27 protein-coding genes and 3 tRNA genes are annotated in these 26,497 nt (G+C 69.6%); 21 read left to right on the plus strand and 9 right to left on the minus strand.

Translation table 11 applies throughout. The features are described 5' to 3' along the window. Nucleotides 1-110 precede the first annotated feature (110 nt). Nucleotides 111-1,688, plus strand: a complete 1,578-nt coding sequence (gene cimA / locus AB0C35_RS31440; RefSeq protein WP_358463779.1) for a citramalate synthase — start codon at nucleotides 111-113, stop codon at nucleotides 1,686-1,688. Between the two features lie 38 nt (nucleotides 1,689-1,726). Further along, nucleotides 1,727-2,008 (plus strand): GNAT family N-acetyltransferase, encoded by a 282-nt coding sequence (locus AB0C35_RS31445; protein WP_358463782.1) that lies wholly within the window; start codon nucleotides 1,727-1,729, stop codon nucleotides 2,006-2,008. 7 nt (nucleotides 2,009-2,015) lie between these two features. Here AB0C35_RS31445 and AB0C35_RS31450 read toward each other — a convergent pair whose 3' ends face one another. Further along, nucleotides 2,016-3,326, minus strand: coding sequence for a cyclic nucleotide-binding domain-containing protein (locus AB0C35_RS31450; RefSeq protein WP_358463785.1), 1,311 nt, complete (start codon nucleotides 3,324-3,326; stop codon nucleotides 2,016-2,018). A 352-nt stretch (nucleotides 3,327-3,678) separates the two neighbouring features. Here AB0C35_RS31450 and AB0C35_RS31455 point away from each other — a divergent pair, with 352 nt between their 5' ends. Then, nucleotides 3,679-3,969, plus strand: coding sequence for a hypothetical protein (locus tag AB0C35_RS31455; RefSeq protein ID WP_358463788.1), 291 nt, complete (start codon nucleotides 3,679-3,681; stop codon nucleotides 3,967-3,969). A gap of 54 nt (nucleotides 3,970-4,023) precedes the next feature. Here AB0C35_RS31455 and AB0C35_RS31460 read toward each other — a convergent pair whose 3' ends face one another. From AB0C35_RS31460 to AB0C35_RS31475, 4 genes are all read right to left on the minus strand, one after another. Beyond that, nucleotides 4,024-4,164: a hypothetical protein gene (locus tag AB0C35_RS31460; RefSeq protein WP_358463791.1), complete on the minus strand. Its 141-nt coding sequence runs from the start codon at nucleotides 4,162-4,164 to the stop codon at nucleotides 4,024-4,026. Nucleotides 4,165-4,235: 71 nt separating this feature from the next. After that, nucleotides 4,236-5,057: a GntR family transcriptional regulator gene (locus AB0C35_RS31465; RefSeq protein ID WP_358463794.1), complete on the minus strand. Its 822-nt coding sequence runs from the start codon at nucleotides 5,055-5,057 to the stop codon at nucleotides 4,236-4,238. A 43-nt stretch (nucleotides 5,058-5,100) separates the two neighbouring features. Continuing rightward, nucleotides 5,101-5,727: a GNAT family N-acetyltransferase gene (locus AB0C35_RS31470; protein ID WP_358463797.1), complete on the minus strand. Its 627-nt coding sequence runs from the start codon at nucleotides 5,725-5,727 to the stop codon at nucleotides 5,101-5,103. A gap of 137 nt (nucleotides 5,728-5,864) precedes the next feature. Next, the gene (locus AB0C35_RS31475) at nucleotides 5,865-6,752 is read right to left on the minus strand and encodes a GntR family transcriptional regulator (RefSeq protein WP_358463800.1); all 888 of its coding nucleotides are present in this window, start codon (nucleotides 6,750-6,752) and stop codon (nucleotides 5,865-5,867) included. A gap of 250 nt (nucleotides 6,753-7,002) precedes the next feature. Here AB0C35_RS31475 and AB0C35_RS31480 point away from each other — a divergent pair, with 250 nt between their 5' ends. From AB0C35_RS31480 to AB0C35_RS31525, 10 genes are all read left to right on the plus strand, one after another. After that, nucleotides 7,003-7,194, plus strand: coding sequence for a hypothetical protein (locus tag AB0C35_RS31480; RefSeq protein WP_358463803.1), 192 nt, complete (start codon nucleotides 7,003-7,005; stop codon nucleotides 7,192-7,194). Nucleotides 7,195-7,240: 46 nt separating this feature from the next. Further along, a complete protein-coding gene (locus AB0C35_RS31485; RefSeq protein ID WP_358463806.1) occupies nucleotides 7,241-7,636 on the plus strand; it encodes a hypothetical protein in 396 nt (131 codons plus the stop codon). Nucleotides 7,637-7,851: 215 nt separating this feature from the next. Next, nucleotides 7,852-8,256: a DUF6292 family protein gene (locus AB0C35_RS31490; RefSeq protein ID WP_358463809.1), complete on the plus strand. Its 405-nt coding sequence runs from the start codon at nucleotides 7,852-7,854 to the stop codon at nucleotides 8,254-8,256. A 183-nt stretch (nucleotides 8,257-8,439) separates the two neighbouring features. Further along, nucleotides 8,440-8,811 carry a hypothetical protein gene (locus AB0C35_RS31495; protein WP_358463812.1) on the plus strand — a complete coding sequence of 124 codons (372 nt, stop codon included), beginning with the start codon at nucleotides 8,440-8,442 and terminating at the stop codon, nucleotides 8,809-8,811. Nucleotides 8,812-8,886: 75 nt separating this feature from the next. Then, on the plus strand, nucleotides 8,887-10,335 hold the full coding sequence (locus tag AB0C35_RS31500; RefSeq protein WP_358463815.1) for a cellulose binding domain-containing protein: 1,449 nt from the start codon (nucleotides 8,887-8,889) through the stop codon (nucleotides 10,333-10,335). Between the two features lie 22 nt (nucleotides 10,336-10,357). Continuing rightward, nucleotides 10,358-11,122: a fumarylacetoacetate hydrolase family protein gene (locus tag AB0C35_RS31505; RefSeq protein ID WP_358463818.1), complete on the plus strand. Its 765-nt coding sequence runs from the start codon at nucleotides 10,358-10,360 to the stop codon at nucleotides 11,120-11,122. 9 nt (nucleotides 11,123-11,131) lie between these two features. Further along, a complete protein-coding gene (locus AB0C35_RS31510; protein WP_358463821.1) occupies nucleotides 11,132-11,758 on the plus strand; it encodes a DUF2461 domain-containing protein in 627 nt (208 codons plus the stop codon). 98 nt (nucleotides 11,759-11,856) lie between these two features. Beyond that, nucleotides 11,857-11,928 (plus strand) — tRNA-Gln (locus AB0C35_RS31515). A 25-nt stretch (nucleotides 11,929-11,953) separates the two neighbouring features. Beyond that, a tRNA-Glu gene (locus AB0C35_RS31520) sits at nucleotides 11,954-12,026 on the plus strand. Nucleotides 12,027-12,429: 403 nt separating this feature from the next. Next, a tRNA-Glu gene (locus AB0C35_RS31525) sits at nucleotides 12,430-12,502 on the plus strand. Between the two features lie 42 nt (nucleotides 12,503-12,544). Here the strand turns inward: AB0C35_RS31525 and AB0C35_RS31530 are convergent. Further along, nucleotides 12,545-13,330, minus strand: coding sequence for an SAM-dependent methyltransferase (locus AB0C35_RS31530; protein WP_358464026.1), 786 nt, complete (start codon nucleotides 13,328-13,330; stop codon nucleotides 12,545-12,547). Between the two features lie 232 nt (nucleotides 13,331-13,562). On the opposite strand from AB0C35_RS31530, the gene AB0C35_RS31535 reads away from it, so the two are divergent. The 6 genes from AB0C35_RS31535 to yjfF all read left to right on the plus strand — a co-directional run bounded on the left by AB0C35_RS31535 (nucleotide 13,563) and on the right by yjfF (nucleotide 20,585). Beyond that, nucleotides 13,563-14,585: an NAD(P)-dependent alcohol dehydrogenase gene (locus tag AB0C35_RS31535; RefSeq protein ID WP_358464029.1), complete on the plus strand. Its 1,023-nt coding sequence runs from the start codon at nucleotides 13,563-13,565 to the stop codon at nucleotides 14,583-14,585. 186 nt (nucleotides 14,586-14,771) lie between these two features. After that, nucleotides 14,772-15,827, plus strand: a complete 1,056-nt coding sequence (locus AB0C35_RS31540; protein WP_358463823.1) for a LacI family DNA-binding transcriptional regulator — start codon at nucleotides 14,772-14,774, stop codon at nucleotides 15,825-15,827. A gap of 87 nt (nucleotides 15,828-15,914) precedes the next feature. Next, nucleotides 15,915-16,883: an ABC transporter substrate-binding protein gene (locus AB0C35_RS31545; RefSeq protein WP_358463826.1), complete on the plus strand. Its 969-nt coding sequence runs from the start codon at nucleotides 15,915-15,917 to the stop codon at nucleotides 16,881-16,883. Between the two features lie 104 nt (nucleotides 16,884-16,987). After that, a complete protein-coding gene (locus tag AB0C35_RS31550) occupies nucleotides 16,988-18,493 on the plus strand; it encodes a sugar ABC transporter ATP-binding protein (protein ID WP_358463828.1) in 1,506 nt (501 codons plus the stop codon). Continuing rightward, entirely contained in the window at nucleotides 18,490-19,557 is a 1,068-nt protein-coding gene (locus AB0C35_RS31555; RefSeq protein WP_358463831.1) for an ABC transporter permease, read from the plus strand. Before AB0C35_RS31550 ends, AB0C35_RS31555 begins: the two co-directional genes overlap by 4 nt. Then, a complete protein-coding gene (yjfF, locus tag AB0C35_RS31560) occupies nucleotides 19,554-20,585 on the plus strand; it encodes a galactofuranose ABC transporter, permease protein YjfF (protein WP_358463834.1) in 1,032 nt (343 codons plus the stop codon). Before AB0C35_RS31555 ends, yjfF begins: the two co-directional genes overlap by 4 nt. Nucleotides 20,586-20,736: 151 nt before the next feature. On the opposite strand, the gene AB0C35_RS31565 is transcribed toward yjfF, so the two are convergent. Together AB0C35_RS31565 and AB0C35_RS31570 are read right to left on the minus strand one after the other, a co-directional pair. Further along, nucleotides 20,737-22,200 (minus strand): family 43 glycosylhydrolase, encoded by a 1,464-nt coding sequence (locus AB0C35_RS31565; RefSeq protein WP_358463837.1) that lies wholly within the window; start codon nucleotides 22,198-22,200, stop codon nucleotides 20,737-20,739. Between the two features lie 9 nt (nucleotides 22,201-22,209). Beyond that, on the minus strand, nucleotides 22,210-23,679 hold the full coding sequence (locus tag AB0C35_RS31570; protein ID WP_358463840.1) for a family 43 glycosylhydrolase: 1,470 nt from the start codon (nucleotides 23,677-23,679) through the stop codon (nucleotides 22,210-22,212). A 634-nt stretch (nucleotides 23,680-24,313) separates the two neighbouring features. On the opposite strand from AB0C35_RS31570, the gene AB0C35_RS31575 reads away from it, so the two are divergent. Continuing rightward, nucleotides 24,314-24,793: a YcxB family protein gene (locus tag AB0C35_RS31575; protein ID WP_358463843.1), complete on the plus strand. Its 480-nt coding sequence runs from the start codon at nucleotides 24,314-24,316 to the stop codon at nucleotides 24,791-24,793. Nucleotides 24,794-24,820: 27 nt separating this feature from the next. Here AB0C35_RS31575 and AB0C35_RS31580 read toward each other — a convergent pair whose 3' ends face one another. After that, nucleotides 24,821-26,047, minus strand: a complete 1,227-nt coding sequence (locus AB0C35_RS31580) for a hypothetical protein (protein WP_358463846.1) — start codon at nucleotides 26,045-26,047, stop codon at nucleotides 24,821-24,823. An 88-nt stretch (nucleotides 26,048-26,135) separates the two neighbouring features. Between AB0C35_RS31580 and AB0C35_RS31585 the strand changes: the two genes are divergently transcribed. Beyond that, the gene (locus AB0C35_RS31585) at nucleotides 26,136-26,477 is read left to right on the plus strand and encodes a hypothetical protein (RefSeq protein ID WP_358463849.1); all 342 of its coding nucleotides are present in this window, start codon (nucleotides 26,136-26,138) and stop codon (nucleotides 26,475-26,477) included. Nucleotides 26,478-26,497: the final 20 nt, after the last annotated feature.

Here is a 26,497-nt window from a genome sequence, read left to right on the forward strand (position 1 = left end):
GGCGCGCCGGCAGCAGCTAACAGGACGACGCCGGCGCGCAGACCTCTCACGTCCGTGAGGGGTCTTTTTTGTGCCCTGGCGCTGATCACCCGCTTTGGGGGTTCCACACCATGCAAGGCGACGCATTCCACGTCTACGACACCACCCTGCGCGACGGCTCGCAGCAGGAGGGGCTCAACCTCTCCGTGCCCGACAAGCTGGCCATCGCACGGCACCTCGACGACCTGGGCGTCGGCTTCATCGAGGGCGGCTGGCCCGGCGCCAACCCCAAGGACACCGAGTTCTTCAGGCGCGCTCGAACAGAGCTCGACCTGAGGCACGCGCAGCTCACCGCGTTCGGCGCGACCCGCCGGGCCGGTGTGAAGGCCGCCGACGACCCGCAGGTGGCCGCGCTGCGCGAATCCGGCGCGTCCGTCGTGACCCTTGTCGCCAAGAGTCACGACAGGCATGTCGAGCTGGCCCTCCGCACCACCCTGGAGGAGAACCTCGCGATGATCCGCGACACGGTCTCCCACCTGCGTGCGGAGGGCCAACGAGTCTTCCTGGACGCCGAGCACTTCTTCGACGGCTACAAGGCCAACCGCGCCTACGCGCTGGAGGCCGTCCGCACCGCCGCCGAGGCCGGCGCGGACGTCGTCGCGCTCTGCGACACCAACGGCGGCATGCTGCCGGACGAGCTGGCCGACGTCGTCCACGAGGTCGTCTCCGCCGGTGTGCGGGCCGGCATCCACTGCCACGACGACTCGGGCTGCGCGGTCGCCAACTCCCTCGCGGCCGTCAAGGCGGGCGCCACCCACGTCCAGGGCTGCGCGAACGGGTACGGCGAGCGCAGCGGCAACGCCAACCTGTTCACGGTCATCGGGAACCTCCAGCTCAAGCGCGGCATGAACCTCGTCACCGACGCCCAGCTCGGCGAGATGACCCGCATCGCGCACGCCGTCTCGGAGGTCACCAACGTCGCGCCCGGCTCGCAGCAGCCGTACGTGGGCCTGTCGGCGTTCGCCCACAAGGCGGGCCTGCACGCGTCCGCCATCAAGATCGACCCGGACCTGTACCAGCACATCGACCCGTCCGCCGTCGGCAACGACATGCGGATGCTGGTCTCCAGCATGGCCGGGCGCGCCTCGGTCGAGCTGAAGGGCCGCGAGCTGGGCTACGACCTGTCCGGCGAGAAGGCCAAGGCCGTCGTGGACAAGGTCAAGGAGCTGGAGAACACCGGCTACACCTTCGAGGCCGCCGACGCCTCCTTCGAGCTGCTGCTGCGCGAGGAGCTGACCGGCGTCCGGCAGCGGCACTTCGAGGTCGAGTCGTGGCGGTCGATCGTGGAGCGCCGTCCCGACGGCTCCATGGTCAGCGAGGCCACCGTCAAACTGCACGCCAAGGGCGAGCGGATCATCGCGACGGGCGAGGGCAACGGCCCCGTCAACGCCCTCGACAACGCGCTGCGCGTCGCGCTCGGCCGCCTCTACCCGGAGCTGGCGCGGCTGGAGCTCGTCGACTACAAGGTCCGCATCCTGGAGGGCGCCCACGGCACCGACGCCCGGACGCGGGTGCTCATCGAGTCCAGCGACGGCGAACGCGAGTGGGGCACGGTAGGCGTCGAGGACAACGTCATCGCCGCGTCCTGGCAGGCCCTGGAAGAGGCCGTCACCTACTGCCTCCTCCGCGCGGGCTACGACGCGGCCTGATCGGGAATGCGCGGCGCCCGCCGGGCATTATCGGGGGCATGAGCACTGAGATCACCGACAACGCCGAGCAGAGCCGCTACGAGATCAGGCTGGACGGCGAACTCGCCGGGTTCGTCGCGTACGAGCCGGGCGAGGGCACGGTCGCCCTCGTCCACACCGAGGTCGACCCCGCGTTCGGCGGCAGGGGAGTGGGCGGTTCGCTCGCGCGCGGCGTCCTGGACGACCTCCGGGCCAGGAACCTGTCCGCGGTCCCGGTGTGCCCGTTCATCAAGAAGTGGATCGAGAAGCACCCCGACTACCAGGATGTGGTGGCCGCCTGACCCGCCCTCAGACGGCCCTGAGCCGGGACTCCCCGCCTTCGAGCGTGAGCCATGCCGACAGCGACGTCTCCTTCACCCGCACCCGGACCCGCGCGTAGCGGCCGGGGTCGACGAACCCGGGGGCGGTCGTGATCACCGTGTCGAAGACGAAGTCGGAGGCGACGAACGCCAGGTCGGCGCCGGTCTCGGCGACCCGCTTCTTCACCGCGGGCGCGTCCACCATCCGCCGCGCCGTGATGATCGAGATGCCGGACACGCCCTTCGGTCCGCGCTGCACGGGCCCCACGTGCAGCGCGGCCCGCAGCCGCATCCGGGTGGCCTCGCCGGCGCGCCGGTTGTGGCGGCGCAGCGACGCGGCCAGGTGCGCGAGCATCGGGTCGACGACGGCCTCGGTCGGCGTCGTCGGCGGGACGACGATGAGCGCGCCGTCGCCGCGGTCCTCCTGGTAGAAGTCCGACAGGGCCAGGCCGGACGCGGCGAACGCCTCGTCCAGCAGCCGGTACATGGCCTCCAGTACGTACCGGCGGTCGGCGTCGGTGCGCGACGGTGAGCTGAACCCGGTGATGTCGGTGATCAGCACCGTGCAGTTGCCCCCGGACCAGTCGGGCAGGACGCCCGGCGCGGGCTTCTCGGTCTGCCGGCGGTAGACCTGCTGCTCCAGGACGGCCCGCACGCGCGGGTTCTCGTCCAGGAACACCGCGAAGTCGCGGGCCTCGACCCGCAGGGCTTGGACGTCGCCCTCGGCGGTGACGGTGGCGGACCGGTCCTTGACCATCAGCGCCGCCCGTTCCCCGACGAGTTCGCCCGCCCCTCGAAACGCGATGATCCGCTGCTCGGGGCCGTCCTCGACCCACACCCGGGTCCAGCCGGACAGGATCACGATCACCTCGGCGGCGGACCCGCCCTCGCGGCACAGCACGTCCTCTTTGCGGAACTCGTGCGGGTGCGCCCGCGCGACGAGCGCCTGCCGCTCGTCCGGGGTCAGCGTCCCCCAGAACGTCGACCCGTCGTACCGGACGTCCGGTACGCGCGCGGCCGGCCGGACTCCCGCCGCCGCGATGGCCGGGGGGCCGGGCGACTCCTGGAGCGTCCCGGCCCTCATGAACTGGACGAACGCGTTCGTCATCGTCACCGCGGGAAACGACAGGAACGTCAGGCCACCGGTGATCACGGCCCCCGGCGAGCCGTCCAGCGCGTACCCCAGCAGCACGGCGAGGAGCGTCACGGGGGTCGTCACCTTCGCGTTCAGGAGGCCGGTGCCGCCGTGCGAGGCCGTGCGCCTCCACGACGGCCGCGCCGCGGAACGGTCAGTGCTCACGGAGTCTTCCTTCCCCCGGGAAGGTGCGGCGAAGTTTACGCCGCCTCCCCGGCGGTCGTCGGTGTCCCCATATCTCCCAACCATGAGAATACGCAGCAGTGCAGACGAAGACCATACAATTACTGCATAAAACACGGCGATAGTTAGCTAACCTGATGGCAAGCTCATGCGAACCAGGATCGCCGAAGGTTTCAGGCCAACATCAGGGGGAACTTCACACGTACACCCTGGACGTGGGGGGCAGGGGTTTGCTGCCGGAAGGCTGTATCGTCGCCTGACCGGCGGTTACCCCACCCCTGGCGCCTGACGGCTGGTGGGCCGGGTTCCGCGCCCCGGATTGGAGAACGCGCTCATGACGAACTCTCGAGCAGCCGCCGACACCTCGGGCGGGGGCATGGACGCCGACGACCCCGCCCACCGCACCGAGGCGGTCCCGCAGAGCGAGCGTGTGACGATCAACCTGACCGGCAAAGCGGTCCAGGCCCTTCAGCGCCTCCAGGAGCTGACCGGCTACAACAAGACCGACTGCATCAACCGCGCCCTGATCATCGCCTCCGAGGTCGAGACCATGTCCCGCGAACCCGGCGCCGTCTACTGGCGAGAAACCCCCGAAAGCGACCTCATGCTCGTCCGCTTCGTCTGACCACGCCCTACTGCGCATCATTCCGCACAGAGCGCACGCCCTGGCGATCGGACATTAGATGCCGATCCTCCAACCTGTCCGCTCGTCCCACACGAGCGACAACTCACCGGTGATGATCGTCGCGTCGACGGGGCCCTCTGGGGCGAGCCAGGTGTCGCGTACCTGGAGGCCTTGGGCGGCGACGTGTCGCGCCATGTCCGCAATGTAGCCGTGCGCAGGCTCGATTTCCTGGTCCGGGTGGTGCGTGGGTGATGGACGGAGATGGGTCAGGAACCGCGTTGCCACACTTCGTCGGGGACCTCGCCGGCGATGAAGCGGATTTTGTTGGCGCCGGGCTTGTAGACGGTGACGGTGAGTCGGAACGGCTCGCCGTTCTGGTCGTAGGCGGTGCGCCTGTGCTCTATCACGGCGAGCGCGTCCTTGGAGAGGCCGAAGAACCTCAGCTCTTCATCGATCGGCGGCCGTGCGTCGAACTCGTCCTCGTAGCCGGTCTGCACGTGGCCGTGGCGGCACAGGTACTCGACGGTGCCCTCCTCAATGTCCGCCGCCTCGAGCAGGGCTTGCGCCTTGATCGCCAGTTCCAGCCTGAAGTACGAATGCTGAAGTGAGTTCGGCTTGCCGTCCACGAACCGCTGCTGGGATCGGCGGACGACCTGCGGTTTTGGCTGGTCCGGTGGGATGCCCAGCGCCTTGATCTGCAGGTCTTTCGCGTCCTCGACTTCCACCTTTGGTTCCGAGGAGTGTGCTCGGTGCTGCTGGCGTTCTGCTTCAGATGCGAACGCCCTGCCTTCGCCGCCCCCGAATCCCCGTCCGCGTACATCGTCTTCGCCCAGGTCCGTGTGGTTCAGGGTGATGACGAACGGCTGGACCGGCTCGGTGACGAAGCTTCCCTTATGAGGGACGGTCTCCACATGGCCGCGCTTGCGCAGCTCGTTGACGGCCTTCTTGATGGTGTTGGCGGAGACGTTCCAGCGGTCGGCCAGTTCCTTCTCCGTCGGTAGCCGATCACCGATGGCGAGGGTTCCGTTCTTGATCTGGGTCTGGAGGTCCAGCGCGATCTCTGTGTACTTCGGGATCCTGTCTGCCATGGGGGTCTCATTCTCGGTGCGCCATTGGATCGGGCCGGATGTGTCACATGTGCCGGTCCCGGTCGTGTTCGGTGATGCGTCGGGACACTGTGGTCCAAGCAGAGGTCAGGGGACGCTCGAACAGCGCGCCTGACGGGGTTCTGTCGCTGGTGGTGCGGATGGCGACGTCCTTGAACCCGTGCCGGCGGTAGTAGGCGTGGAGTTCGGTGTTGTCGGTCCAGACGTCGATTCTGATCAGCTCGGCCTTCTGCTGCTGCGACGCTCCCTTGCGTCCGGCCCAGTCGATCAGCTCGGCCCCCAGGCCGTCGCCGGCGTGGTCTCGGTGGATGACGAGGCGATGGAGGTAGACGGCCTCGGTCTCGCGCTCTTCGGCCGTCCAGAGTTCCTCGTGGCCGATCAGCCTGATGCTGACGGTGCCGATCAGGCGCTCCCCGTCGAACAGGAGCCACGTCTCCCGGTTCAGCAGGGCCTCGTAGACGCGTTTGCGGCGGTCGTCCGGACTGGGCCAAGGCGTGGCCCACTGTGTCGTGTTCTTCTCGGCCCGCAGCCAGGCGGCCGCGTGGTCGATGAGCCCGAGGACGTCGTCGAGTTCGTCCGGCCGGGCGGTGCGGATGCGGTAGCTGGTGCGGGGGGCCCGGCTGCGTCGGCGGGCCCTGGTCTCTGTGTCCACGTGCTCCTGAACTCCGAGAAAAACCGAGCCCCCGCCTCCTGGCCGGTGATGGGAGTGCCTCGGGCTCCCAAACGGTCGGGAAGGGGGGCGTGTGTTGGATAGGTGCGAGATGGCCGCCGTAGTCGGACGGCGGCCATCTATCCGCTTCCGGCGCTTTCGGCCGGCGGGGATTCGTGCGGAGTGTCCTCGGTGGGGCCCACGCCCGGCGTCCTGAGGACGTCGTCGGGGACCTGCCCGTCGTTGTAGTGCAGCCGTGTGCGGTCGGCGGGCCAGACCGTCACGGTGAGCCGGAACGCCTTGCCGTCGGGGGAGTAGGCGGTCCGGACGGTTTCGAACACGACGTCGGCGGCGGAGTCGCCGAGGCTGAAGAACCGCTTCTCGTTCTCGTCCGGGACGCGGGCCTTGATCTCGTCGTGGTAGCCGACCTCGCTGTAGCCGAGGGTCTCGCCCAGGTAGGCGACCGCGCCCTCGGGGATGTCGCGGGGGTAGAGCAGCCGGGACGCGCCGCCGGTGGCGAAGTCGAGCGGGTAGAACGAAGTCTGCAGGGCCCAGGGCCGGTCGTCGAGGAAGAGTTCCTGGTGGCGGGAGATGAACTCCGAGCCCGGGTTGGTCTGCAGGTAGCGGGCGATGACCTTGGTGCCCTCCTGGACCTCCACCTTGACCGCCGACGGCGTCACTTCACGGTTGGCGGGGATGAAGGCGTCGCGGTTGTACCACTCGCCCGAACCCCTGCCCGGCGCGAGACCCAGCTCGACCGCGGAAAGAGTGACGTGGACGATGTTCGGGCGGTGGACGACGAACGTCCCCTTGCCCTGCTCGGAGACGACATATCCCTGCTGACCCAGCCAGGACAGGGCGTCCCGGACGGTGTTGCGGGACGCGTGGTAGTGCGTCTCCAGCTCCTTCTCGGGGGGCAGGCGCCGCCGGACGGCCGCGCCGTCCCCGGGGGACAGGTCACCGGACTCGATGCGGCGGAGCAGGTCATTGGCGATATCGCGCCAGCGGAGAGGCGTCGTGCGAGCCATCGGAATCCGCTCCTTCCAGGCCTGTCCCGCCCGGTGGTGCACCTCTCCGGACGAGGGACGTGCGCCGAACCGGACTTCATGATCTGAACAAGTCGTTCCCGCCCAACGTGTTTGCAATCTCTAAAAAGGGTAACACCTTGAGTGAGAGACTTGTAGGTACAAGTGAATCAGCGAAGAACTCGGACAACGGTAGCAGCCGGAACTTCTGGATGTAAGAGATATCGCGAACCAGTCGGAGGAGGGTTCAATCATGATGGTCGCCCTGTGGGTCCTCGGACCCGCGACCCTGTTCCTGGTCCTGTCGCTCTACGTCGCCCTGATGGGCCGTCGCATCGTCGGCACCGATCTCCACAACTCGACGGGCGCGTCCAGCCGCCCGGGGATGCTGGTCAACGTGTTGAGCACGGCCGGTGAGCCGCCCTCGGGCCGCCCTGGCACATGATCTCTGGTCGCCGCGGGGCGGGCCGCTGACCTAAGGAGAGTTCGAGGTGGAAGACAGTCGGACAGACCCGGTGCCGGGTGCGCCGTACCCGGTGGCCGGCATCGAACGGCAGGCCGCGTGGGAACACGCCGCGTGGAACGAGCGGACCGCATGGGAGCGGGCCGGGTGGGAGCAGCCCAGCGAACGGGCCCATCCGCTGCTGGTGCTGACGCCGGCGCCCGAGCCGCGTGAGCCCTGGCCCGGAGCCGTGCACGTGGTCACCGGGATCGCGCTCCTGGTCATCACGGCCGAGCTGGGACGCCGCGTCGGCGTGCCGGCGCCGCTGACGGCGGTCTGCTCGGCGGCGGGCTTCGCCGTGGTGGTCGTCCCCCGGCTGGTCTCCTCGGCGCCTCGCCCGCGGCCGCGGTTCCGTCCGGACGCCGCCGTCTTCACGGCGCACTGACGGCGTCCCGCGGGGGCAACGGCGCCCCCGTGCCGGCGCCGTCTTCCGCGTGCCGCCCGATCTTGCGAACCACCGTGGACCAGGGGAGAGAAGGGAGGAATGTGGTCAACGGGGTTGTTTGTGCTGCCTTCAGCCAGATTTCTCCGCCCAGAAACGGGACATAACGGATCTTTTCCCTCATACTTCTAGGAGACGAAAGAGAGAGGGATGATCCAGTGACCGGCCGCATCCGCCCCCTGCCTCACCCGGACCCCTTCGTCGAAGCCACCCGCGGATACATCACCCGTGTCGGCGACGCGCTTCAGGCACGCGGGGTGTCGCTCTCGAAGATATGGCTCGACCCGTCCAACCCCCGGGACGCGACCTTCGTCCTCGGGCTCCAGGCCCTCGTCTGGAACGAGTCCGAAGGGTTCGTCCTCGGCGATTTCGTCTCCGGTGAACCCGGAGTGCGGACGGCCCTGCGCGACCCGGTCCGGCTCGGCGGAGGCGTGCTGCCCGATCCGCGCGCCGTCCCCGTCCTGCTGGACGGCGCCGCCGAGGAGCCGCCGGCCGCGACACGTCCCTTCACCGCCGGGCACGACGGGTTCGAGGACCGGCTCGCCCGCTACACGGTCGGCTGAAACCGGTCGTTCAACGGGACGGGCGTCTTTTCGGCGGTATCGGTACGGCTACGCAGAAATTTCGCCAAACATGGCGAAAGCGGTGGCGGATTTCGGGTGAAGCGTCCACCATGGGTTCGGCACGGCACGCGTGAGCCTTCCGCGTGCCGTCTCTCAATGAACCGAACCTACCGGAGTGATCGCATGCCTGTCCGACCCTGGAGCCCCGAGGACCTTGGGCGTCCGACGGACGGGACGTGGGCGGACGTGGCCTTCGGCCTGGGGGAGATGTACGAACGTGAAGGCGACCTGGAGCAGGCCGCGGGCTGGTACCGGCGGGCCGCCGAATCCGGCCGCGCCGACGCGGCGCTGCGCCTCGGCGCCGTGCTGGGGCTGATGGCGGACGCGGATTCCGCCGCCGACTCGGCCGAGGACCTGCTGGCCGAGGCCACCCGCTGGCTCAGCGGCGCCCAGGACGCCACCACCCCGGACGCCATCGAGCTCATCACCGACATGCTCAACCGGCAGCTGCGGCAGGCGGCCCGCCGCGGACTGGAGCCGGCCCCCGCCGGCTGACCGCTTTGCGGCGCCTCCGGGTTCGGTGTGAACCGAACCGCCCCGCCCGTCGTCGGACTCCATGAGATCGACGAAGTGGAAGGTGACGAGTTGAGCGGCGAGGAGCCCGGGTACGTTCCCCCGGACCACAAGACGACCGCCGAGTTCCGCGTACCGGGCAAGGCCGCGGAGCCCGAAGCCGCCGTGCCGGGGCCCGAGGCGACCTTCGTCGACGAACCCGTGGGCGGCCTCTTCGGCTCCGGCGCGACGCTCCAGGACGTCCCGAAGGACGGCGCGGACGTGACGTTCTCCGACGTTCCGGTGGACGACCCCGAGGACGATCTGCCGCAGGACGACCCCGAGGACGACCTGGACGCGACCTTCCAGGACCCGCCGCTGCGTGAGGCGGACGTGACCTTCCAGGAGCCGCCGGACGGCGACGTCGGCGATGAGGCTCCCGTGACCGTCGTCGAGCCCCCGGTCACCCTCACCGACGGCTCGGCCGGCATTGCGGAGGCGCCGGTCACCGCCGCCGACGTGCCCGTCCCGCGCACGCCTTCCGCCCCGCCGGAGGCGGCCGTGTTCGAGATGCCGGCACCGGTGTACGGGCAGGCGTCCGTCCCCGAACAGGCCACGGCGCCCGAGAACGCTCCGGCGGCGGAGCAGGCGGTGCCGCAGGAACAGGCGCCGGCCGCAGGCCAGTACGCGCCCGCGCCCGAGGAGGGGCCGTGGACGGAGCAGTTCGCCGCCGAGGGCGAATCGACGAACCCCGGCGGGGCGGGCCCGGCGTTCGCCTACGCGATGCCCGGGCCGCCGCAGGGCACGGTGCCGCCGCCGCACGAGATGCCGACCCCGGCGATGCCGGCCGCCGCCTCGCCGTCCGGGGGAGTGCCGCCGGTCGCGCCGGTCATGCCGTCCGGTCCGTCCGGTCCGTCCGGGGCGTCCCGCGTGGGGCGTCCGCTGCTGCTGATCGCGCTGGTCCTGGGGGTGGTGCTCCTCGCGGCCGCCGGGGTCGTGACGCTGCTGTACACGGCCGGTGGCGGCGGGGAGGGGAAGACCGCGACGAGCCCGTCTCCGGCGGCGTCCGCCCCCGCGACCGAGGGCGGCGAACCGGCCCCGACGGCGAGCGGGGCGCCGGCCGCACCGCCGTCCGGCGGACCGTCGGGCGGGCCGCCCGGGCAGCAGCCCGGGCAGCCGCCCGCGGCGGCGCCCACCGTGCCGATCGGGCCGGTGATGCAGGGCAAGGGCATCACCTACCAGCTCGTCCAGCAGGACGAGGGGTACTTCGAAGGCCGCATGATCATCACGAACCGCACCGACAAGCCGATGAAGACGTGGCGGCTGACCTTCACCACCCCCGGCGCGGACGTGAAGAACATCTGGGGCGCCCGGCTCGTCAAGGGCGGCGAGAAGGTCGAGCTCGAGAACCTCGAGGACGCGCCCGCGATTCCGCCGGGAGGCACGTGGGACGTCCAGTTCGGCGCGGCGGGCATCACGACCACCCCGAAGGGGTGCAAGCTCAACGGCAGGGCATGCGGCTTCTGAACGGCGTACTAGGCTCTCGCCCATGCGTATCGCCAGGTTCTCCACCGACGACGGCATGTCCTTCGGTGTGGTGGAGGAGAACACCGTCGCCGCCATCGCGGCCCACCCGTTCGGTGATCTGACCTTCACCGGACACCGTCTCCCGCTCGCCGACGTCCGGCTGCTCGCGCCGATCCTGCCCAGCAAGGTCATCGCGATCGGCAAGAACTACGCGGCCCACGCGGAGGAGATGGGCGGCGAGGCCCCGGCCGAGCCGATGATGTTCTCCAAGCCGTCCACCGCCGTGATCGGCCCCGGGGAGGCGATCACGTACCCGCAGAAGCTGTCGGAGCGGGTCGACTTCGAAGGCGAGCTCGCCGTCGTCATCGGCCGGATGTGCCGCGAGGTCCCGGCGTCCCGCGCCGCCGACGTCATCCTCGGCTACACCTGCGCCAACGACGTCACGGCCCGCGACCTGCAGGCCAAGGACGGGCAGTGGACGCGCGCCAAGGGCTTCGACACGTTCTGCCCGATCGGCCCGTGGATCGAGACCGAGGCCGACCCCGCCGACCTGGCGATCTCCACCACCGTCAACGGGGAGGTCCGGCAGGACGCCCGCACGTCCCTGCTGCTGCACGACGTCCCGGCCCTCGTCGAGTACGTCAGCCAGGTCATGACGCTGCTGCCCGGCGACGTCATCCTCACCGGCACCCCGGCCGGCGTCGGCCCGCTGGAGATCGGGGACGAGGTGACCGTCACCGTCGACGGCGTCGGCAGCCTGACCAACCGGGTCATCGCCCGCGACTGAGGGGGAGCCATGGCGTTCGGCGGCTTCACCGACGAGGCGTTCGAGTTCTATGAGGGCTTGCAGGCCGACAACAGCAAGTCCTACTGGACGGCCCACAAGGAGACCTACGAACGCCATGTGCGCGAACCGATGACCGAGCTGTGCGCCGAACTCGAGGAGGAGTTCGGCGCGGTCAAGCTCTTCCGCCCGTTCCGCGACCTCCGGTTCAGCAAGGACAAGTCGCCCTACAAGACACATCAGGGCGGCCACACGAGTGAGGGCTTCTACATCCAGATAGACGCGGACGGCCTCATGGCCGCCGGCGGCATGTACGCGCCCACACCCGAGCAGCTCAGCCGCTACCGCGCCGCCGTAGGCTCCGACACGCCCGGCGAGGAACTCCAGGCCATCGTGGACGATCTGCGGTCCGCCGGGATGGAGATCGCGGGAGAGCGGCTCAAGACCCGCCCCCGGGGCACGCCACCGGACCACCCCCGCCTGGACCTCCTGCGGCACCGCAGCCTCTACGCCCACGAAGGCTGGCCCGCCGACCCGTGGATGATGACCCCCGAGGTGGTGACCCGGGTCCGCGTGTCATGGCGGCGCCTGCGCCCCCTCGTCGACTGGGGACGACGCCACATCGGGTCTCCCGCCTGACCTCCCGCGCCAATCGTTTTGGTCGAAGTCCCGCGGTCCTGTATTCTCATCGAGGCGCGAGCGACCAGCCGGAAACGGCACGGAAGCCCGTACCTCACTGGGGTATGGTGTAATCGGCAGCACGAGTGATTCTGGTTCACTTAGTCTAGGTTCGAGTCCTGGTACCCCAGCTGCGTCCACTTTCCGTGGACACACGCCCCCGTCGTCTAGTGGCCTAGGACGCCGCCCTCTCAAGGCGGTAACGGCGGTTCGAATCCGCTCGGGGGTACTCGGGGATCGGGCTGCTCGTCGAGCTTTGCTCGACTTCGCCCTCCCGTGGTGTCTTTCCAGGGGGGCGACCCCCTGGAACCCCCGGTGTTCGGGCTTCGCCCTCACTTGGGCTGGGGCGTACGCGCAGGACCTTTACTGTGCATCGTCCAAGAATCGTGATCGGTTTCGCCGAAGTCGGACCGGTTCATCCGCCATCGTGCGGGACCCTCATCTGACGTCAGAGTCCGGGCCTGTCCATCGGTGGCTGGGGCTGACCTTCATGTGCGACGTCCAAGCAGCTGCATTGGCTTGGCGGTCGGTCTGGGCCGGCGTCGGCCGGATGGAAAACGGTTCGAGGTGGGGGGTGGTGTCCGGTAGGGTGGGTCGGGCCCGAGGGGAAGATCGCTCGGGTGCACAGTCCGGCCCCCGTCGTCTAGTGGCCTAGGACGCCGCCCTCTCAAGGCGGTAACGGCGGTTCGAATCCGCTCGGGGGTACATCGGCCGCAGATCGAGTGATCTGCGGCTCTTTATGTCCCGTCAGGGTTTGCGGCCCACGGCGCCGAAGGCGTCGACGGGGGCCGCGGCGCCGAGCGCGGCCGACTCCGGGCGCCACAGCGGGCAGGAGACCAGGCCGGGCTCGACGAGTTCGAGACCGTCGAAGAAATGGCCGATCTCCTCCGGGGAACGCAGCTGGTACGGCACCGAGCCACCCTCGTTGTAGTCCTTCTGGGCGTCCTCGACCGCCTCGCCGGCGACGACGCTCGTGCCGTCGTTGAGAGAGAGGTGGCTGCCGGACGGCAGCGGGTCCAGCAGCGCCCGGACGATCGACCGGGCCTCGTCACCGTCCGGGACATGGCCCATGATTCCGCTCAGGATGAGCCCGACGGGACGCGTGAAGTCCAGGGTCTTGGCGGCGACGTCCAGGATGTGGCCCGGGTCGTGGAGGTCGGCCTCGATGTAGTCGGTGTGGCCTTCCGGCGTGCTGGTCAGCAGCGCCCGCGCATGGACGAGCACCAGCGGGTCGTTGTCGACGTAGACGACGCGGGCGTCCGGTGCGACGCGCTGGGCGACCTCGTGCGTGTTGTCGACCGTGGGCAAGCCCGTCCCCACGTCGAGGAACTGGCGGATGCCCGCCTCGGCCGCCAGGTACCGGACGGACCGGGTGAGGAACAGCCGGGACGCGCGGGCGACGTCGACCACGCCCGGGAACGTCTCCCGGTACTGGTCGCCGGCGGCGCGATCGACCGGGTAGTTGTCCTTGCCGCCGAGCCAGTAGTTCCAGATCCGCGCCGAATGCGGCACGCTCTTGTCGATTCTGCCCATCGCCGCGTCGTCATCCACGGGGCCTCCCTGAACGAACTGATCGGGACATCCATCTTGGGGGCGGGCTCCTCCGCGCGGAACCGGAACGTCCCGAACAGGCCACCCAAATCGGGCGCATCGGGTGGGTGGTGACGGTCAGCGGCGACCGTGACGGGTATGCACGCGGGTGCGATGGCGCCGGCCGTGGTCTGGCGTACGCGGTCTACCTCGAGGAGCGCTTCTGATGAGTTCGATGCGAGCCGTGCGGGTCGTCGGGTACCACGAGAACCTGCGGATGGAGGACGTGCCCGTCCCCGAACCCGAAGGTCCGCTCGACGTGGTCGTGAAGATCGGCGGCGCCGGGGTGTGCCGGACCGACCTGCACATCCTTGAGGGGCAGTGGGCGGAGAAGTCCGGGGTGGAGCTGCCGTACACGATCGGGCACGAGAACGCCGGATGGGTGCACGCCGTCGGCTCCGCGGTCACGAACGTCGCCGAGGGCGACAAGGTGATCGTGCACCCGCTGGTCACCTGCGGGCTGTGCCGCGCCTGCCGGTCCGGGGACGACGTGCACTGCGAGAACAGCCGGTTCCCGGGGATCGACGCCGACGGCGGGTACGCCGACTACCTCAGGACGTCCGCGCGCAGCGTGGTGAAGCTCGACGCGTCGCTGGAGCCCGCCGACGTCGCGGCCTACGCGGACGCCGGTCTCACCGCGTACCACGCCGCGGCGAAGGCGGCGCGCCGGCTGACGCCGCGCGACAGGTGCGTGATCATCGGGTCCGGCGGGCTCGGGCACATCGGCGTCCAGGTGCTGAAGGCGATCAGCGCCGCCGAGCTGATCGTGGTCGACCGCGACCCGGACGCGGTGAAGCTCGCGTCCTCGATCGGCGCCGACCACGGGATCGTCGCGGACGGCGAGCACGTCGGCAAGATCCTCGACCTCACCGGCGGCGGCGCAGAAGTGGTCGTCGACTTCGTCGGCGAGGGCGGCACGACCGCCGAGGGCGTGCGCATGCTGCGTGAGGCGGGGGACTACCACGTGGTCGGATACGGCGAGAACATCGACGTCCCCACGATCGACATCATCTCCGCCGAGATCAACATCGTCGGGAACCTCGTCGGCTCCTACAACGACCTGTGCGACCTGATGGCCCTCGCGGCCCGCGGCTCGGTCACCCTGCACACCGAGAAGTACGCCCTGGACGACTTCCAGTCCGCCATCGACGCCCTCGACGCCGGACGTGTCCGCGGCCGCGCCATTCTCACGCCCTGACCTGTGTTAGCGCTATCGGTATGTCTCGTCAATGCCCGTCCGGCGGCGGATCTTCAGGACGGGTGATGCCGGGCTGATTCCCTGCTCTGTCGATGATCTGACGCATGATTCGGGCCCTGGGGTATTGACAGCCGAACGCGTTATCGCAAACATTCCTGCAAGCGTGTTCGGCACCTGGAGGCCACGATGGGCGAGTCGACGGGCCGGCGTCCGGCCGATCGGGGCCCGGCCGAGGGGCGCCGTGTCCTGATGGAGGACGTGGCCGCGCTGGCCGGCGTCTCGGCCATGACCGTCTCCCGCGTCCTCAACTCGCCGGGGAAGGTGCGCGCGTCCACCCGCGCCCGGGTGCTCGCCGCGGTCCGAGCGCTGGACTACCGGCCGAATGTGGCCGCGCGGGTCCTGGTGACGGGACGGTCGGGCGTGCTGGGCGTCGTCAGCTTCGACACGACGCTCTACGGTCCGGCCTCCACGGTGTACGGCATCGAGCGGGCGGCGCGCGAGCACGACTACCTGATCAGCATCGTCAGCCTGAGCGCACTGAACCGCCGGTCGATCGGCGAGGCCGTGGACCGGCTGCGCGGTCAGGCGGTCGACGGCATCATCATCGTGGCGCCGCACGTGTCGGCGGCCGAGGGGCTGCGCGACCTCCCCCCGGACCTGCCGATCGTGGTGGTCGGCGCGGCCGAGGAACTGCCCTTCCCGCTGGCGGCGGTCGATCAGCATGTCGGGGCGGTCCGGGCCACGCGTCATCTCCTCGACATGGGGCACGAGACGGTGTGGCATCTGTCCGGTCCGGCCGACTGGGTGGACGCGGGCGGCCGGGCGGCCGGCTGGCGTGCGGCCCTGGCGGCCGGGCGGTGCCGGGAACCCGACTCGCTGGTGGGGGACTGGTCCGCCCGCTCCGGCTACGACCTGGGCAGGATGATCGCTCGTGACCCGTCCGTCACCGCGGTGTTCGCCGCGAACGACGCCATGGCCCTCGGCCTGCTGCGCGCGCTGCGTGAGGCGGGCCGCCGGATACCCCAGGACGTCAGCGTCGTCGGCTTCGACAACGTCCCCGAGTCCCCGTACTTCTCTCCGCCCCTGACCACCGTCCGGCAGAACTTCGGCGAGGTCGGGCGGCACGCGTTCACCCTGCTGATGGACCGCATCGGCCGCCCGGACGCGGGCGGCGCCCACGGCCGGCGTGTCGTCGGCCCCGAACTCATCGTCCGCGAAAGCACCGCGGCCCGCCGCGCCTGATCCCTGTCGTCCCCCATCGTCCTGTATCCCCCTGTCCGGGAATGTTAGCGCTAACAGACCCGCCGTCCCTCGAAGGAGAAACCCCCGATGTTGCGAAGAATCCTCGCCGCGGCCGCGAGCACGGCGCTCGCCCTGACCGCCCTGACCGCCTGCGGCGACTCCGGCTCCGGTTCCGGTTCCGGCTCGATCACCCTGGGCTTCTCCCAGGTCGGCGCCGAGAGCGGCTGGCGGACGGCGAACACCAAGTCGATCAAGGAGGAGGCCAAGGCCGCCGGGATCGACCTCAAGTTCGCCGACGCCCAGCAGAAGCAGGAGAACCAGATCGCGGCGATCCGCTCCTTCATCAAGCAGAAGGTCGACGTCATCGCGTTCTCGCCGGTCGTCGTCACCGGCTGGGACGCGGTCCTCAAGGAGGCGAAGGCGGCCGGCATCCCGGTCGTGCTCACCGACCGCGCGGTGGACTCCGACCCGTCCATGTACGTGACCTTCCTCGGCTCGGACTTCGTCGAAGAGGGCAAGAAGGCCGGCCAGTGGCTGGTCGACGAGTCCAAGGACGCCAAGGGGCCGGTGAACATCGTCCAGTTGGAGGGCACCGTCGGCGCGGCGCCGGCGATCGACCGCAAGAAGGGCTTCGAGGAGGTTATCAAGGCCAACCCGAACCTCAAGGTGATCGCCTCCCAGTCCGGGGAGTTCACCCGCGCCAAGGGCAAGGAGGTCATGCAGGCCCTGCTGAAGGCCCACAAGGACATCGACGTCCTGTACGCGCACAACGACGACATGGGCCTCGGCGCGATCCAGGCGATCGAGGAGGCCGGGCTCAAGCCGGGCGAGGACATCAAGATCATCACGGTGGACGCCGTCAAGGACGGGATGCAGGCCCTGGCCGACGGCAAGATCAACTTCATCGTGGAGTGCAACCCGCTCCTCGGCGGACAGCTCATGGAGATCGTCAAGAAGGTGAACGCGGACGAGCCCGTCGAGCGGCGCATCATCACCGAGGAGACGGTCTTCGACCAGGAGGCCGCCAAGAAGGCCCTCCCGACCCGGAAGTACTGACCCCCTGGGCTCCCGCCGCGTCCGCCCGTGTGCCGTGGACGCGGCGGGAGCCGTCGGGGCCGAAGCCAGGAAGCCGACGAAGCCAGAAGGACAGGGAGGGAATCGTGGCTGAGCCCGTCCTGGAGGTCACCGGAATCTCCAAGCAATTCCCGGGGGTGCGTGCGCTCGACGACGTGGCCTTCCGGCTGTTCCCGGGCGAGATCCACGCCCTCATGGGCGAGAACGGCGCCGGGAAGTCCACGCTGATCAAGGTCCTCACCGGCGTCCACCAGGCGGACGGGGGCCGCATGGTGCTGGACGGCGAGGAACTGCGGGTCCACGACCCGACGCACGCCCAGCGGCTCGGCATCAGCACCGTCTACCAGGAGGTCAACCTCTGCCCCAACCTGTCGGTGGCGGAGAACATCTTCATCGGCCGCGAGCCGCGCAGATTCGGCCGGATCGACTGGCCGTGGATCCGGCGCAGGTCCGCCGAGCTGCTGGCCCGGCTCGACCTGGACGTCGACGTGGCCGCGCCGCTCGGCACGCAGTCCCTCGCCGTCCAGCAGCTCGTCGCGATCGTGCGGGCCGTCGACCTGGACGCCAAGGTCCTGATCCTGGACGAGCCGACGTCCAGCCTCGACCGCGGCGAGGTGGAGCGGCTGTTCGCGGTGATGCGGCGGCTCCGCGAGGACGGCGTCGCGATCCTGTTCGTCTCGCACTTCCTCGACCAGATCTACGAGATCTGCGACCGGGTCACCGTCCTACGCAACGGCGGGCTGGTCGGGGAGTACCCGATCGGCGACCTGGGCCGGTTCGACCTGGTCTCCCGGATGACCGGCCAGGAGCTGCGCGACCTGGAGGAGCTCGAAGAGGCCGCGCCCGCCATCACGCGCGGGAAGCGCCTGCTCGCCCTGGAACGCGCCGGGCGGACCGGCGCGATCACACCGGTCGATCTGGAGATCCACGAGGGGGAGGTCGTCGGCCTGGCCGGGCTGCTCGGGTCGGGACGCTCCGAGCTGGCGCGGCTCGTGTTCGGCGCGGAGGCCGCCGACACCGGGCGCGTCCGGGTGGGGGAGGAGACGGTCGCGCTGCGGACGCCGCGCGCCGCGATCGACCGCGGCATCGCGTTCTGCCCCGAGGACCGCAAGGGCGACGGCCTGGTCATGGACCTGACCGTCGCGGAGAACATCGTCCTGGCCCTCCAGGCGGCCCGCGGCTGGACGAGGCCGCTGCCGCCGAAACGCCGGGACGAGCTGGTCGCCGAGTACATCGGGACGCTGCGGATCCAGCCGCCGTCCCCCGGTACGCCGGTCCGCAACCTCAGCGGCGGCAACCAGCAGAAGGTGCTGCTCGCGCGCTGGCTCATCACCCGGCCCCGGCTGCTGATCCTGGACGAGCCGACCCGCGGCATCGACGTCGGCGCGAAGACCGAGATCCAGAAGCTCGTCGTGTCCCTCGCCGACGACGGCATGGGCGTGCTGTTCATCTCCGCCGAGCTGGAGGAGGTGCTGCGCCTCTCGCACAAGGTGGAGGTGCTGCGGGACCGCACGCTCGTCGCCGAACTCGCCAACGACGGGTCGCTCACCCCCGAGCGGCTCCTCGAGACGATCGCGAACGGAGCGTCATGAGCGTCATGAACCGCGCGAACCTGGCGCACCTGACGAGGCACCGGCTGTTCTGGCCGGTCGCGGTGCTCGTCCTGCTGCTGCTGGTCAACGCGGCCTTCACACCGGACTTCCTCACCGTCAAGGTCCGGCAGGGGCACCTGTACGGAAGCCTGGTCGACATCCTGCGGTTCGGCGCCCCGCTGATCATGGTGTCGCTCGGCATGACCATGGTCATCGCGACCGGCGGCATCGACCTGTCGGTCGGCTCGGTGGTGGCGATCAGCGGCGCGATGGCCTGCTACCTGATCAGCGAGGGGCACGGGCTGACCGTCGCGCTCGCAGTGAGCCTCGCGCTGTGCCTGGCGCTCGGGCTCTGGAACGGCCTCCTGGTCACCCGGCTGAAGATCCAGCCGATCATCGCGACGCTCATCCTCATGGTCGGCGGACGCGGCATCGCCCAGCTGATCACCGGCGGGCAGATCATCACGATCGACCAGGACTCGGGCTTCTCCTCGATCGGCGGCGGCCATCTGCTGGGGGTGCCCGTCGCGGTCCTCATCGTGGCCGCCGCCGTGGCCGCCGCGGCCGTGCTCGCCCGCAGGACCGCGCTCGGGATGCTGCTGGAGTCGGTCGGCGGCAACGCCGAGGCGTCCCGGCTCGTCGGCATCCGCGCGTCCGGGCTGATCGTGCTCGGCTACGTGTTCTGCGGGATGTGCGCCGGGGTCGCCGGGTGGATGATCGCCTCGGACGTGTCCGCGGCCGACGGCAACAACGCCGGCCTGTGGATCGAGCTGGACGCCATCCTCGCCGTGGTGCTCGGCGGGACGGCCCTCACCGGGGGACGGTTCTCCATCGCGGGCACCGTCGTCGGCGCGCTCATCATCCAGACGCTGGACACGACGATCTACACCGCCGGGATCCCGCCGCGCACCACGCTGGTGTTCGAGGCCGTCGTCGTCACCATCGTGTGCCTGCTCCAGTCCCCGGCGTTCCGCGCCAAGGTCGCCCGCCGCCGTCCCGGCGGCCCCGTTCCACCGCCCACGGACCCGCCCCCCGCGGACAAGAAAGTGGAGATCCCCGCATGACCACCGCGCTCGCCCTGCCCGCGGTACACCGCCGGCACGTCCCGGTCCTCGTCACGCTCGGCCTGTTCGTCCTGGCGTTCGTGACCGGGGCGCTGCGGTACGAGAACTTCGGCACCGCGCAGGTCTTCGCCGACCTGTTCATCGACAACGCGTTCCTCCTGGTCGTCGCCATCGGCATGACGTTCGTCATCCTGAGCGGCGGCATCGACCTTTCGGTCGGGTCGGTCGTCGCCCTGTCGGGCATGCTGTGCGCGGTCGGCACGTCCAAGCTCGGCGTCCCCGGCCCGCTGGTGATCGTGGTCGTCCTGCTCGTCGGGACGGTGTTCGGCGCCGCCATGGGCTACGTCATCCACGTCTTCGAGATCCAGCCGTTCATCGCCACGCTCGCCGGGATGTTCCTGGCCCGCGGCCTCTGCTTCACCATCAGCGAGAAGCAGATCTCCATCGAGAACGGCTTCTTCGACGGCGTCGCGCTCAACCGGATCACCGTGCCCGGCGGCGTCCGCGTCTCCGCCGGGGCGGTCATCGCCCTGGTCGTCTTCGCGGTCGCCGTGTACGTCCTGCACTGGACGCGTACCGGCCGCAACGTCTACGCCATCGGCGGCGGAGAGCAGTCCGCGCTGCTCATGGGGCTGCCCGTCGCCCGCACGAAGATCCAGGTGTACGCCATCAGCGGGTTCTGCTCGGCACTCGGCGGCGTCCTGTTCGCCTTCTACACCCTGTCCGGCGACGGTCTGCACGCCGTCGGCATGGAACTCGACGCCATCGCCGCCGTCGTCATCGGCGGCACCGTGCTGACCGGCGGCTCCGGGTACGTGTTCGGCACCCTGCTCGGCGTCCTCGTCCTGGCCGTCATCAAGACCATGCTGACCTTCGAGGGCACGCTCAGCTCGTGGTGGACGCGCATCGCCATCAGCGTCCTCCTGTTCGCCTTCATCGCCTTGCAGCGGCTGGTCGGCACCCGCAGGCGAGCCCGCTCCGCTTCCACACACGAGCCGGCGACCTCCGCACATGAACCGGCGGCCTGAACACGTCGTGCGGCCGGTCACTCCCGATGGGCTCTCGCTGGATTCGGGGGAGAAGGGACGATCGGTGATGAGGTGAGGCGCCGGTTCGGCCGGGCGGGTGCGCCCGGCCGAACCGGCGGGGTGGGCGATCACGGGACGTGAGACGTCCTGGTCAGCCGATACGCCATTGCTGGGCGGCGTTGTTGAGGCAGGTCCACTGCCGCACTTCGGAACCGGGTTCTGTGCCGAAGTTGTAGTTGTCCAGGCACAGGCCGCTGTGCCTGTTGGTCAGCGTGGAGTAGCCGTCTCCCACCGCCGTCATGCGCCACTGCTGGACGGCCAGGCCGTTGCACGTCCACTGCTGGACCGGTGAGCCGGGCTCGGTCGCCCAGTCGCGGTCGTCCAGGCACAGGCCGGAATGGCGGTTGCTGATCTGGTAGTAGCCGTCGGCGGCCGGGGTGAGGTACCAGTCCTGGACGGCGGCGCCGTTGCACGTCCACTGCCGCACTTCCGCGCCCGGTGTGGTCGCCCATTCGTAGTCGTCCAGGCAGAGGTCGCTGTGCCGGTTGCGAATCCGCACCGTGGTCGCGGACTCACCGGACGGACCCGGCAGGACCGTGGACGTCGACACCGGGACGCCCAGGTTCGGCGTGCCGTCGGCGTTCCACGAGATCTTCTGCACCCGGGTCGTGCGGGTCGTGCCGCAGCCCTGCGACGGCGAGGAGTTGGCGTGGTAGGCGATCCACGTCTCGGTGCCGTCCGGTGAGGTGAAGAACGAGTGGTGCCCCGGTCCGTAGACCCCGGCCGCGTCGTTGCGCTGGAAGATCGGGCCGGAGGACTTGGACCAGGACCCCGCCGACAGGGGGTCTCCGCCGCGGTACTCCAGCATGCCGAGCTTGTAGTCGGGAGTGTTGCAATGGCTGGCCGAGTAGGTGAGGAAGGTGCGGCCGTTGCGTTGCAACGGGAACGATCCCTCGTTGACCGCTCCGCCCTGCCGTTCCCATGGCAGCGTCGGTGCGGAGATCCGCGTGCCGAACGCGCTCGCGGTCCACGGGTTGGACATCGGCGCGATGTAGAGAGACTGGAGCCCGTCCGGCGCGAATGCCGAGAACGTCATGTACAGGTTGCCGTTGAGCCTCAGCGGGGCCGCGTCGATCGCCCACCCGTTGTTCGGCATCAGGTTGATGATTCCGCGGTCGGTGTACGGGCCGAGCGGGTCGGTCCCGGCGCTCTGCGCCACGTGGGTGCGGCGCGGCCCGCCGCTCTGCTCCACCGAGTAGTACAGGTACCAGCGGTCGTCGATGAGCTCCAGGTGCGGCGCCCACATCGTGTCCCCGCCGGTGTTCACGACGACCTGCTCCGGTGCGCTGCGCAGCCCGGCGATCGTCGGCGACCTGCGCATCACCACCTGGGGCGACCACGTGGTCGCGACGTAGTAGTAGTGACCGTTGTGGTGGACCAGCGTCGGGTCGGCGCTGTTCGGTGCGGGCACGACGGGGTTGGTGAAGGACGGGCCGGGCGCCGCCTCGGCCCGGTCGGTGCCGACGGCGGCGGACAGCGCCAGCGTGACGATCATGGCGACGGCGAGCGCCCAGGCCCGTCTCGCCGCCATGCCCTGCCGGTAGGTGCCGGACATCGGAGCCTCCTAGTAGACGTAGGGCCAGCCGGCCGCGTCGTAGCCGAGGTAGTTGATGCCGAGCAACGAGGCTCCGTTGTCGGCGTAGTAGTGGTAGACGAGGACGTCCCCGTCGGCGTCGGCGAGGACCGCCTGGTGGCCGGGCCCGTGAATGCCGCCGTGGCCTGCGAGGACTTCGGTTCCGCCGCCGTTCGTCATGGGAACGCCGTTGCGGTCCAGGAACGGGCCGGTGGGGCTGGTCGACCGGCCCACCATCACGCGGTAGGTGCTCGACGCTCCGCGGCAGCACAGGTCGAACGACACGTACAGGTAGTAGTACGCCCCGTGCTTGAACATGTACGGCGCCTCGATCGCGCCGCCGCCCCGGCCGGCGATGGAGCGCATCGTGCCGTCGCTCCGCAGGCCGGTCGCCGGGTCGAGCTGCACGAGCTTGATTCCGGACCAGAAGGAACCGAAGCTGAGCCACCAGCGCCCCTGGTCGTCGACGATCAGGTTCGGGTCGATCGCGTTGAAGTCGCCGGACGTCTGGGAGTCGATCACCATTCCGCGGTGGGTCCACGTCCCCGAGGCGCCGCTGGGGCTGGTGGCCAGGAAGATCGCGGAGTGGTTGGAGCCGAACGTCGACGCCGAGTAGTACAGGTAGTACTGGCCATTGTGGTGGGAGACGTCCGGTGCCCAGAGGTCGGGATTCCCGGGAGTGTAGGGACTCGTCCAGGGGGTTCCGTTCGGGAACGCCGCCCCGACGTTGCGGAAGGCCGTCCGGTCGGTGGAGGTCTTCAGGGGGATGCCGGGGCCGGTGTACGCCGTCAGGTAACTGCCGTCGGGCCGCTTGACCACGGACGGGTCGTGGACGCCGATGTCACCGGTGACGACTCCCGGGTTCGGGTACGAGGCGGGCGGCGTACCCGAATCGTCGTCGACCTTGACCAGCCGCCATTGCTGGTTGGCGCCGCCCAGGTCGGTGTACTGGACGATCTGGGCCCCGTCGGCGGTGGAGTAGTCCAGGACGTCCACGGCCTTGCCGCTGTTGCGGTTGATCAGACGCACATGGCCGCCGTCCGAATCGGCGAGCCGGAACTGCTGGTTGACGCCGTTGTGGTCGGCCCACTGCACGATGGCGGCCCGGTCTTCGGTGGAGAAGCCGTAGACGTCCAGGACCTTGCCGCTGTGGCGGGAGAGAAGCCGGTAGTAGCCGCCGCCGGAGTCCACGAACCGCCACTGCTGCCAGGCGCCGTCGTTGCGCGTCCACTGCGTGATCCGGGCGCCGTCGTTCGTGGCGAGGTCGTAGACGTCCAGCGCCTTCCCGCTGTGCCGGTTGACCAGCACGTACCAGGCGCCGGTGTCCACCGTCGCCGCCGAGGCCGGCCGCGGGACGGCGACGGCCCCGGCCGCCCAGACGAGGCTCATCACGGCGATCAGCGCCCATGCCGCGCGCCATCTCCGGCGCGTTCTCCGCGGATTCCACATGGTCATCGTCATCGGCAGATCCTTTCTCTCTGACCACTCTCTGATGTTTGCGCTAACACGTTTCTTCCCGGCGAAGTGAAGTGTGGGGACCGGCTGGGGTGAAAGGACTGACTCACCGCAATGAGCCGGCAAGGCCCGCTCTCGCAACGGCGCGCAGAGACCGACTGGGGCGGTGAGTTGTCCAAGTGCGAGGTATCGGCGGGGGTGGTGAACTGCATGCATTCACGCCTGGACGCGGACACGGCCTCGCCGCGCCATCGGCGCGGGGCCGCATACAGCGACGCCATGGGCGTTCAAGGGGGTGGGTGACAAGTGCTGCTAACAGGGCGGCGTATCTCTTACCAGGCCACCTCCAGTGTTTGCGCTAACATCATTTATCACATTAGGTACCGCCCTGAATGCCGCTATGTTCAGTGAGTGTCACCGCTGCTTTGTCCGTTGTCAACATCTCTATGCCCGCTTTCTCGGGCGGACGCCGAACTACTGTGCGAGCACACAGCCACGCCGTCCTACGGCGTCGCCCGACCGGACGCCGGGCCGCGCTCCGACCGGATGCCGGGGCCGTGTCCCGTCCCGCGATCAAGGCGGTTGCCGTGGTCGGCGCGTTCGGTGGAGGATGTCCACCGCATCGGACGAAGGCGGCAGGGTGGACATCACAATCCAATACGAGGTCAGTCCCGATGAGGTGGCGCGAGCGCTTCATCGGGGGCTGAAGCGGCAGCTCAGAACCGTCTACCTGGTACTGCCGGCCGTCCTGGTCGTCGCCGGGGCGGTGTGCTTCCTGGCCGACGCCGTGATCATCAGCGTGGGCATGCTCGTCGCGGCGGTCGCGGCCCCGATGGCGGCGACCTGGGCGATCCGCCGGCTCGCCAGGCGGCAGCTCACCTACCTCTGCGTGCCCACGACGGTGCGCGTGACCGGCGAGGGGTACGAGACCCGCACCGATCAGTCCACCACCATGATGAAGTGGTCCATGTTCAGCCGGGTCGAGACGACGCCGGAGTTCTGGCTGTTCTTCATCAACAGGCAGATCGCTGCGTTCCTCCCCAAGAACGCCTTCGACGCCGAGCAGCAGGCCGAACTCGGCGGGTTCCTCGCCGCGCGGGAGAACGCGAAGGTCGCCTGACCTCGGTGCCGCCGGACCGGCGTCCGGTCACTTCACGAAGATCGGCAGGGACCTGCGGGGCTCGAACCGGAACGCGGCGCCCTTGCTGATCTTCGTGACGGCGACCTCGCCGGCCTCCGGGGCGGCGGTGTCGGTCAGGACGACCCGCGCCGTCCAGTCGGTGGCGGTGCCGGTCATCTCGACGTCCAGATAGGGGTTCACCGCACGGACGATGGCCCGCAGTGCATCGGGTTCTTCGGGCGTGCAGAGGGGCAGCCAGCCGCCGTCCCGGTGCGCCGGCGACGACGACACCGTGATCGATTCTCCGTCCCGGCCGAGGCCGACGTACGGCGCCGGGTTCATCAACGGGTGCAGTTCGATGACCTGGGCAGCGTCCTCGGGGGAGTCCGACAGGCCGAGCGCCCGGTGCAGGCGTTCGGCGGCCACCCCGGCGTGCCCGATGAGCTGCCGCAGCGCGACCCGGTGGAACACCTGGTCGTCTCCCGCGGCACGTTGCCGTACGGCCAGCTGGAACGAGAGATTCAGCAGATGCTGCTGCAGGACCACCTCGTCGGCCATGCGGACCAGCGCCGAATGGGAGAAGGCCCCGAAATCGAGGTCGTCCACCAGGGGGCCGCTGTAGTCGCTCAGCCCGTCCTGGGTGGGATCGATGTCGTCGAGGTCGAGCGAGGCGGCGTGCGATCGCTCGTTGACCGCCAAGGCCGGGATGGCCTCGACGCCGGGTGAGTCCGGGTTGATCTCCACCGTCCAGGCGCAGTGCGGGTGCTTGCCGGCCGGATCGCGCGGTGGGCGGTGGATCGGCCGCATCTGCGCCTTCGGGTTGGTGGCCACGGCGGTGGCGTCGAACGTGGGGTCCTCGATGTCGTGGCACATGTTCTTGACCATGCCCGGCCCCATCGGCTCGACGTCCAGCAGCGCTCCGCAGTGATCCAGGTGGAAGGCCCCGTGCCACGGGTCGGTCAAGCTGTAGCGGAAGTCCATGAACTGCGGCGGCGCGCCGATGTCCAGCTGCATGCCCTTGAAGATCGTGGGCACGTCGTCCCCCTCGAACCCGAGGGCCTTCTGCATCCGCCGCGTGTAGATGGGACTGGCGCCGGCCCACTCCTCGATCGCGATCTGCGTCATCTGGTCCTGGCCCCAGGCCTCCAGGCAGAACGGCATCCCCGCCCGGTCGATGAGGTGACCGATGAGCAACAGCTCCGGGACCAGCGTGGTGAGCTGGTCGCGGCTCAGGCGTGCGTACCGGCTGGGCATCAGGGTCCCTCCAAAGGTGTACCGCCACCGCAATATAGACAGCCGATCAGACAACTGTCCAGGTCTTGGGGAATGGAAGACTGCGGGCATGGACGAATCCGTCGCGCGGCGCGTCACTGTCCGCAGCGTGTCCGACGAGAGCGGCCGGCGGCACCTGACCGCCGCCCGAGACACCGCGGGCAACGTCACGCTTAAGGGCCATGACCTCGGTAAAGGCGTCAGCGACTTCTACGGAAGCGGCATCACCGAGTACGAATGGGTGCACAGGATCGAAGCCCCCGACGTGGCCCGCCTCCTGACCGCCTTGGGCGGCGGACCCGGCGACGACGTTCTGGACCTGCTCCCCACAGGACCCACTGCCGACATCTACGGGTTGCTGCGCGAGCACCAGATTCCTTACACCAGGGTCTTCTCCCGCCACGGAGACTGACCAGCCGTCTGCGGCGGGTG

It is taken from the genome of Spirillospora sp. NPDC048819 (assembly GCF_040650055.1).
Lineage (GTDB): Bacteria > Actinomycetota > Actinomycetes > Streptosporangiales > Streptosporangiaceae > Spirillospora.

What these genes read in the sequence shown, in the direction of transcription:
- cimA (WP_358463779.1), top strand. Translation starts at nt 111, where the DNA reads ATGCAAGGCGACGCATTCCACGTCTACGACACCACCCTGCGCGACGGC.
- AB0C35_RS31505 (WP_358463818.1), top strand. Translation starts at nt 10,358, where the DNA reads ATGCGTATCGCCAGGTTCTCCACCGACGACGGCATGTCCTTCGGTGTG.
- AB0C35_RS31540 (WP_358463823.1), top strand. Translation starts at nt 14,772, where the DNA reads ATGGGCGAGTCGACGGGCCGGCGTCCGGCCGATCGGGGCCCGGCCGAG.
- AB0C35_RS31530 (WP_358464026.1), bottom strand. Translation starts at nt 13,330, where the DNA reads ATGGGCAGAATCGACAAGAGCGTGCCGCATTCGGCGCGGATCTGGAAC.
- AB0C35_RS31585 (WP_358463849.1), top strand. Translation starts at nt 26,136, where the DNA reads ATGGACGAATCCGTCGCGCGGCGCGTCACTGTCCGCAGCGTGTCCGAC.
- AB0C35_RS31555 (WP_358463831.1), top strand. Translation starts at nt 18,490, where the DNA reads ATGAGCGTCATGAACCGCGCGAACCTGGCGCACCTGACGAGGCACCGG.
- AB0C35_RS31510 (WP_358463821.1), top strand. Translation starts at nt 11,132, where the DNA reads ATGGCGTTCGGCGGCTTCACCGACGAGGCGTTCGAGTTCTATGAGGGC.
- AB0C35_RS31460 (WP_358463791.1), bottom strand. Translation starts at nt 4,164, where the DNA reads ATGGCGCGACACGTCGCCGCCCAAGGCCTCCAGGTACGCGACACCTGG.
- AB0C35_RS31580 (WP_358463846.1), bottom strand. Translation starts at nt 26,047, where the DNA reads ATGCCCAGCCGGTACGCACGCCTGAGCCGCGACCAGCTCACCACGCTG.
- AB0C35_RS31535 (WP_358464029.1), top strand. Translation starts at nt 13,563, where the DNA reads ATGCGAGCCGTGCGGGTCGTCGGGTACCACGAGAACCTGCGGATGGAG.
- AB0C35_RS31570 (WP_358463840.1), bottom strand. Translation starts at nt 23,679, where the DNA reads ATGACGATGACCATGTGGAATCCGCGGAGAACGCGCCGGAGATGGCGC.
- AB0C35_RS31545 (WP_358463826.1), top strand. Translation starts at nt 15,915, where the DNA reads ATGTTGCGAAGAATCCTCGCCGCGGCCGCGAGCACGGCGCTCGCCCTG.
- AB0C35_RS31465 (WP_358463794.1), bottom strand. Translation starts at nt 5,057, where the DNA reads ATGGCAGACAGGATCCCGAAGTACACAGAGATCGCGCTGGACCTCCAG.
- AB0C35_RS31475 (WP_358463800.1), bottom strand. Translation starts at nt 6,752, where the DNA reads ATGGCTCGCACGACGCCTCTCCGCTGGCGCGATATCGCCAATGACCTG.
- AB0C35_RS31495 (WP_358463812.1), top strand. Translation starts at nt 8,440, where the DNA reads ATGCCTGTCCGACCCTGGAGCCCCGAGGACCTTGGGCGTCCGACGGAC.
- yjfF (WP_358463834.1), top strand. Translation starts at nt 19,554, where the DNA reads ATGACCACCGCGCTCGCCCTGCCCGCGGTACACCGCCGGCACGTCCCG.
- AB0C35_RS31480 (WP_358463803.1), top strand. Translation starts at nt 7,003, where the DNA reads ATGATGGTCGCCCTGTGGGTCCTCGGACCCGCGACCCTGTTCCTGGTC.
- AB0C35_RS31565 (WP_358463837.1), bottom strand. Translation starts at nt 22,200, where the DNA reads ATGTCCGGCACCTACCGGCAGGGCATGGCGGCGAGACGGGCCTGGGCG.
- AB0C35_RS31455 (WP_358463788.1), top strand. Translation starts at nt 3,679, where the DNA reads ATGACGAACTCTCGAGCAGCCGCCGACACCTCGGGCGGGGGCATGGAC.
- AB0C35_RS31445 (WP_358463782.1), top strand. Translation starts at nt 1,727, where the DNA reads ATGAGCACTGAGATCACCGACAACGCCGAGCAGAGCCGCTACGAGATC.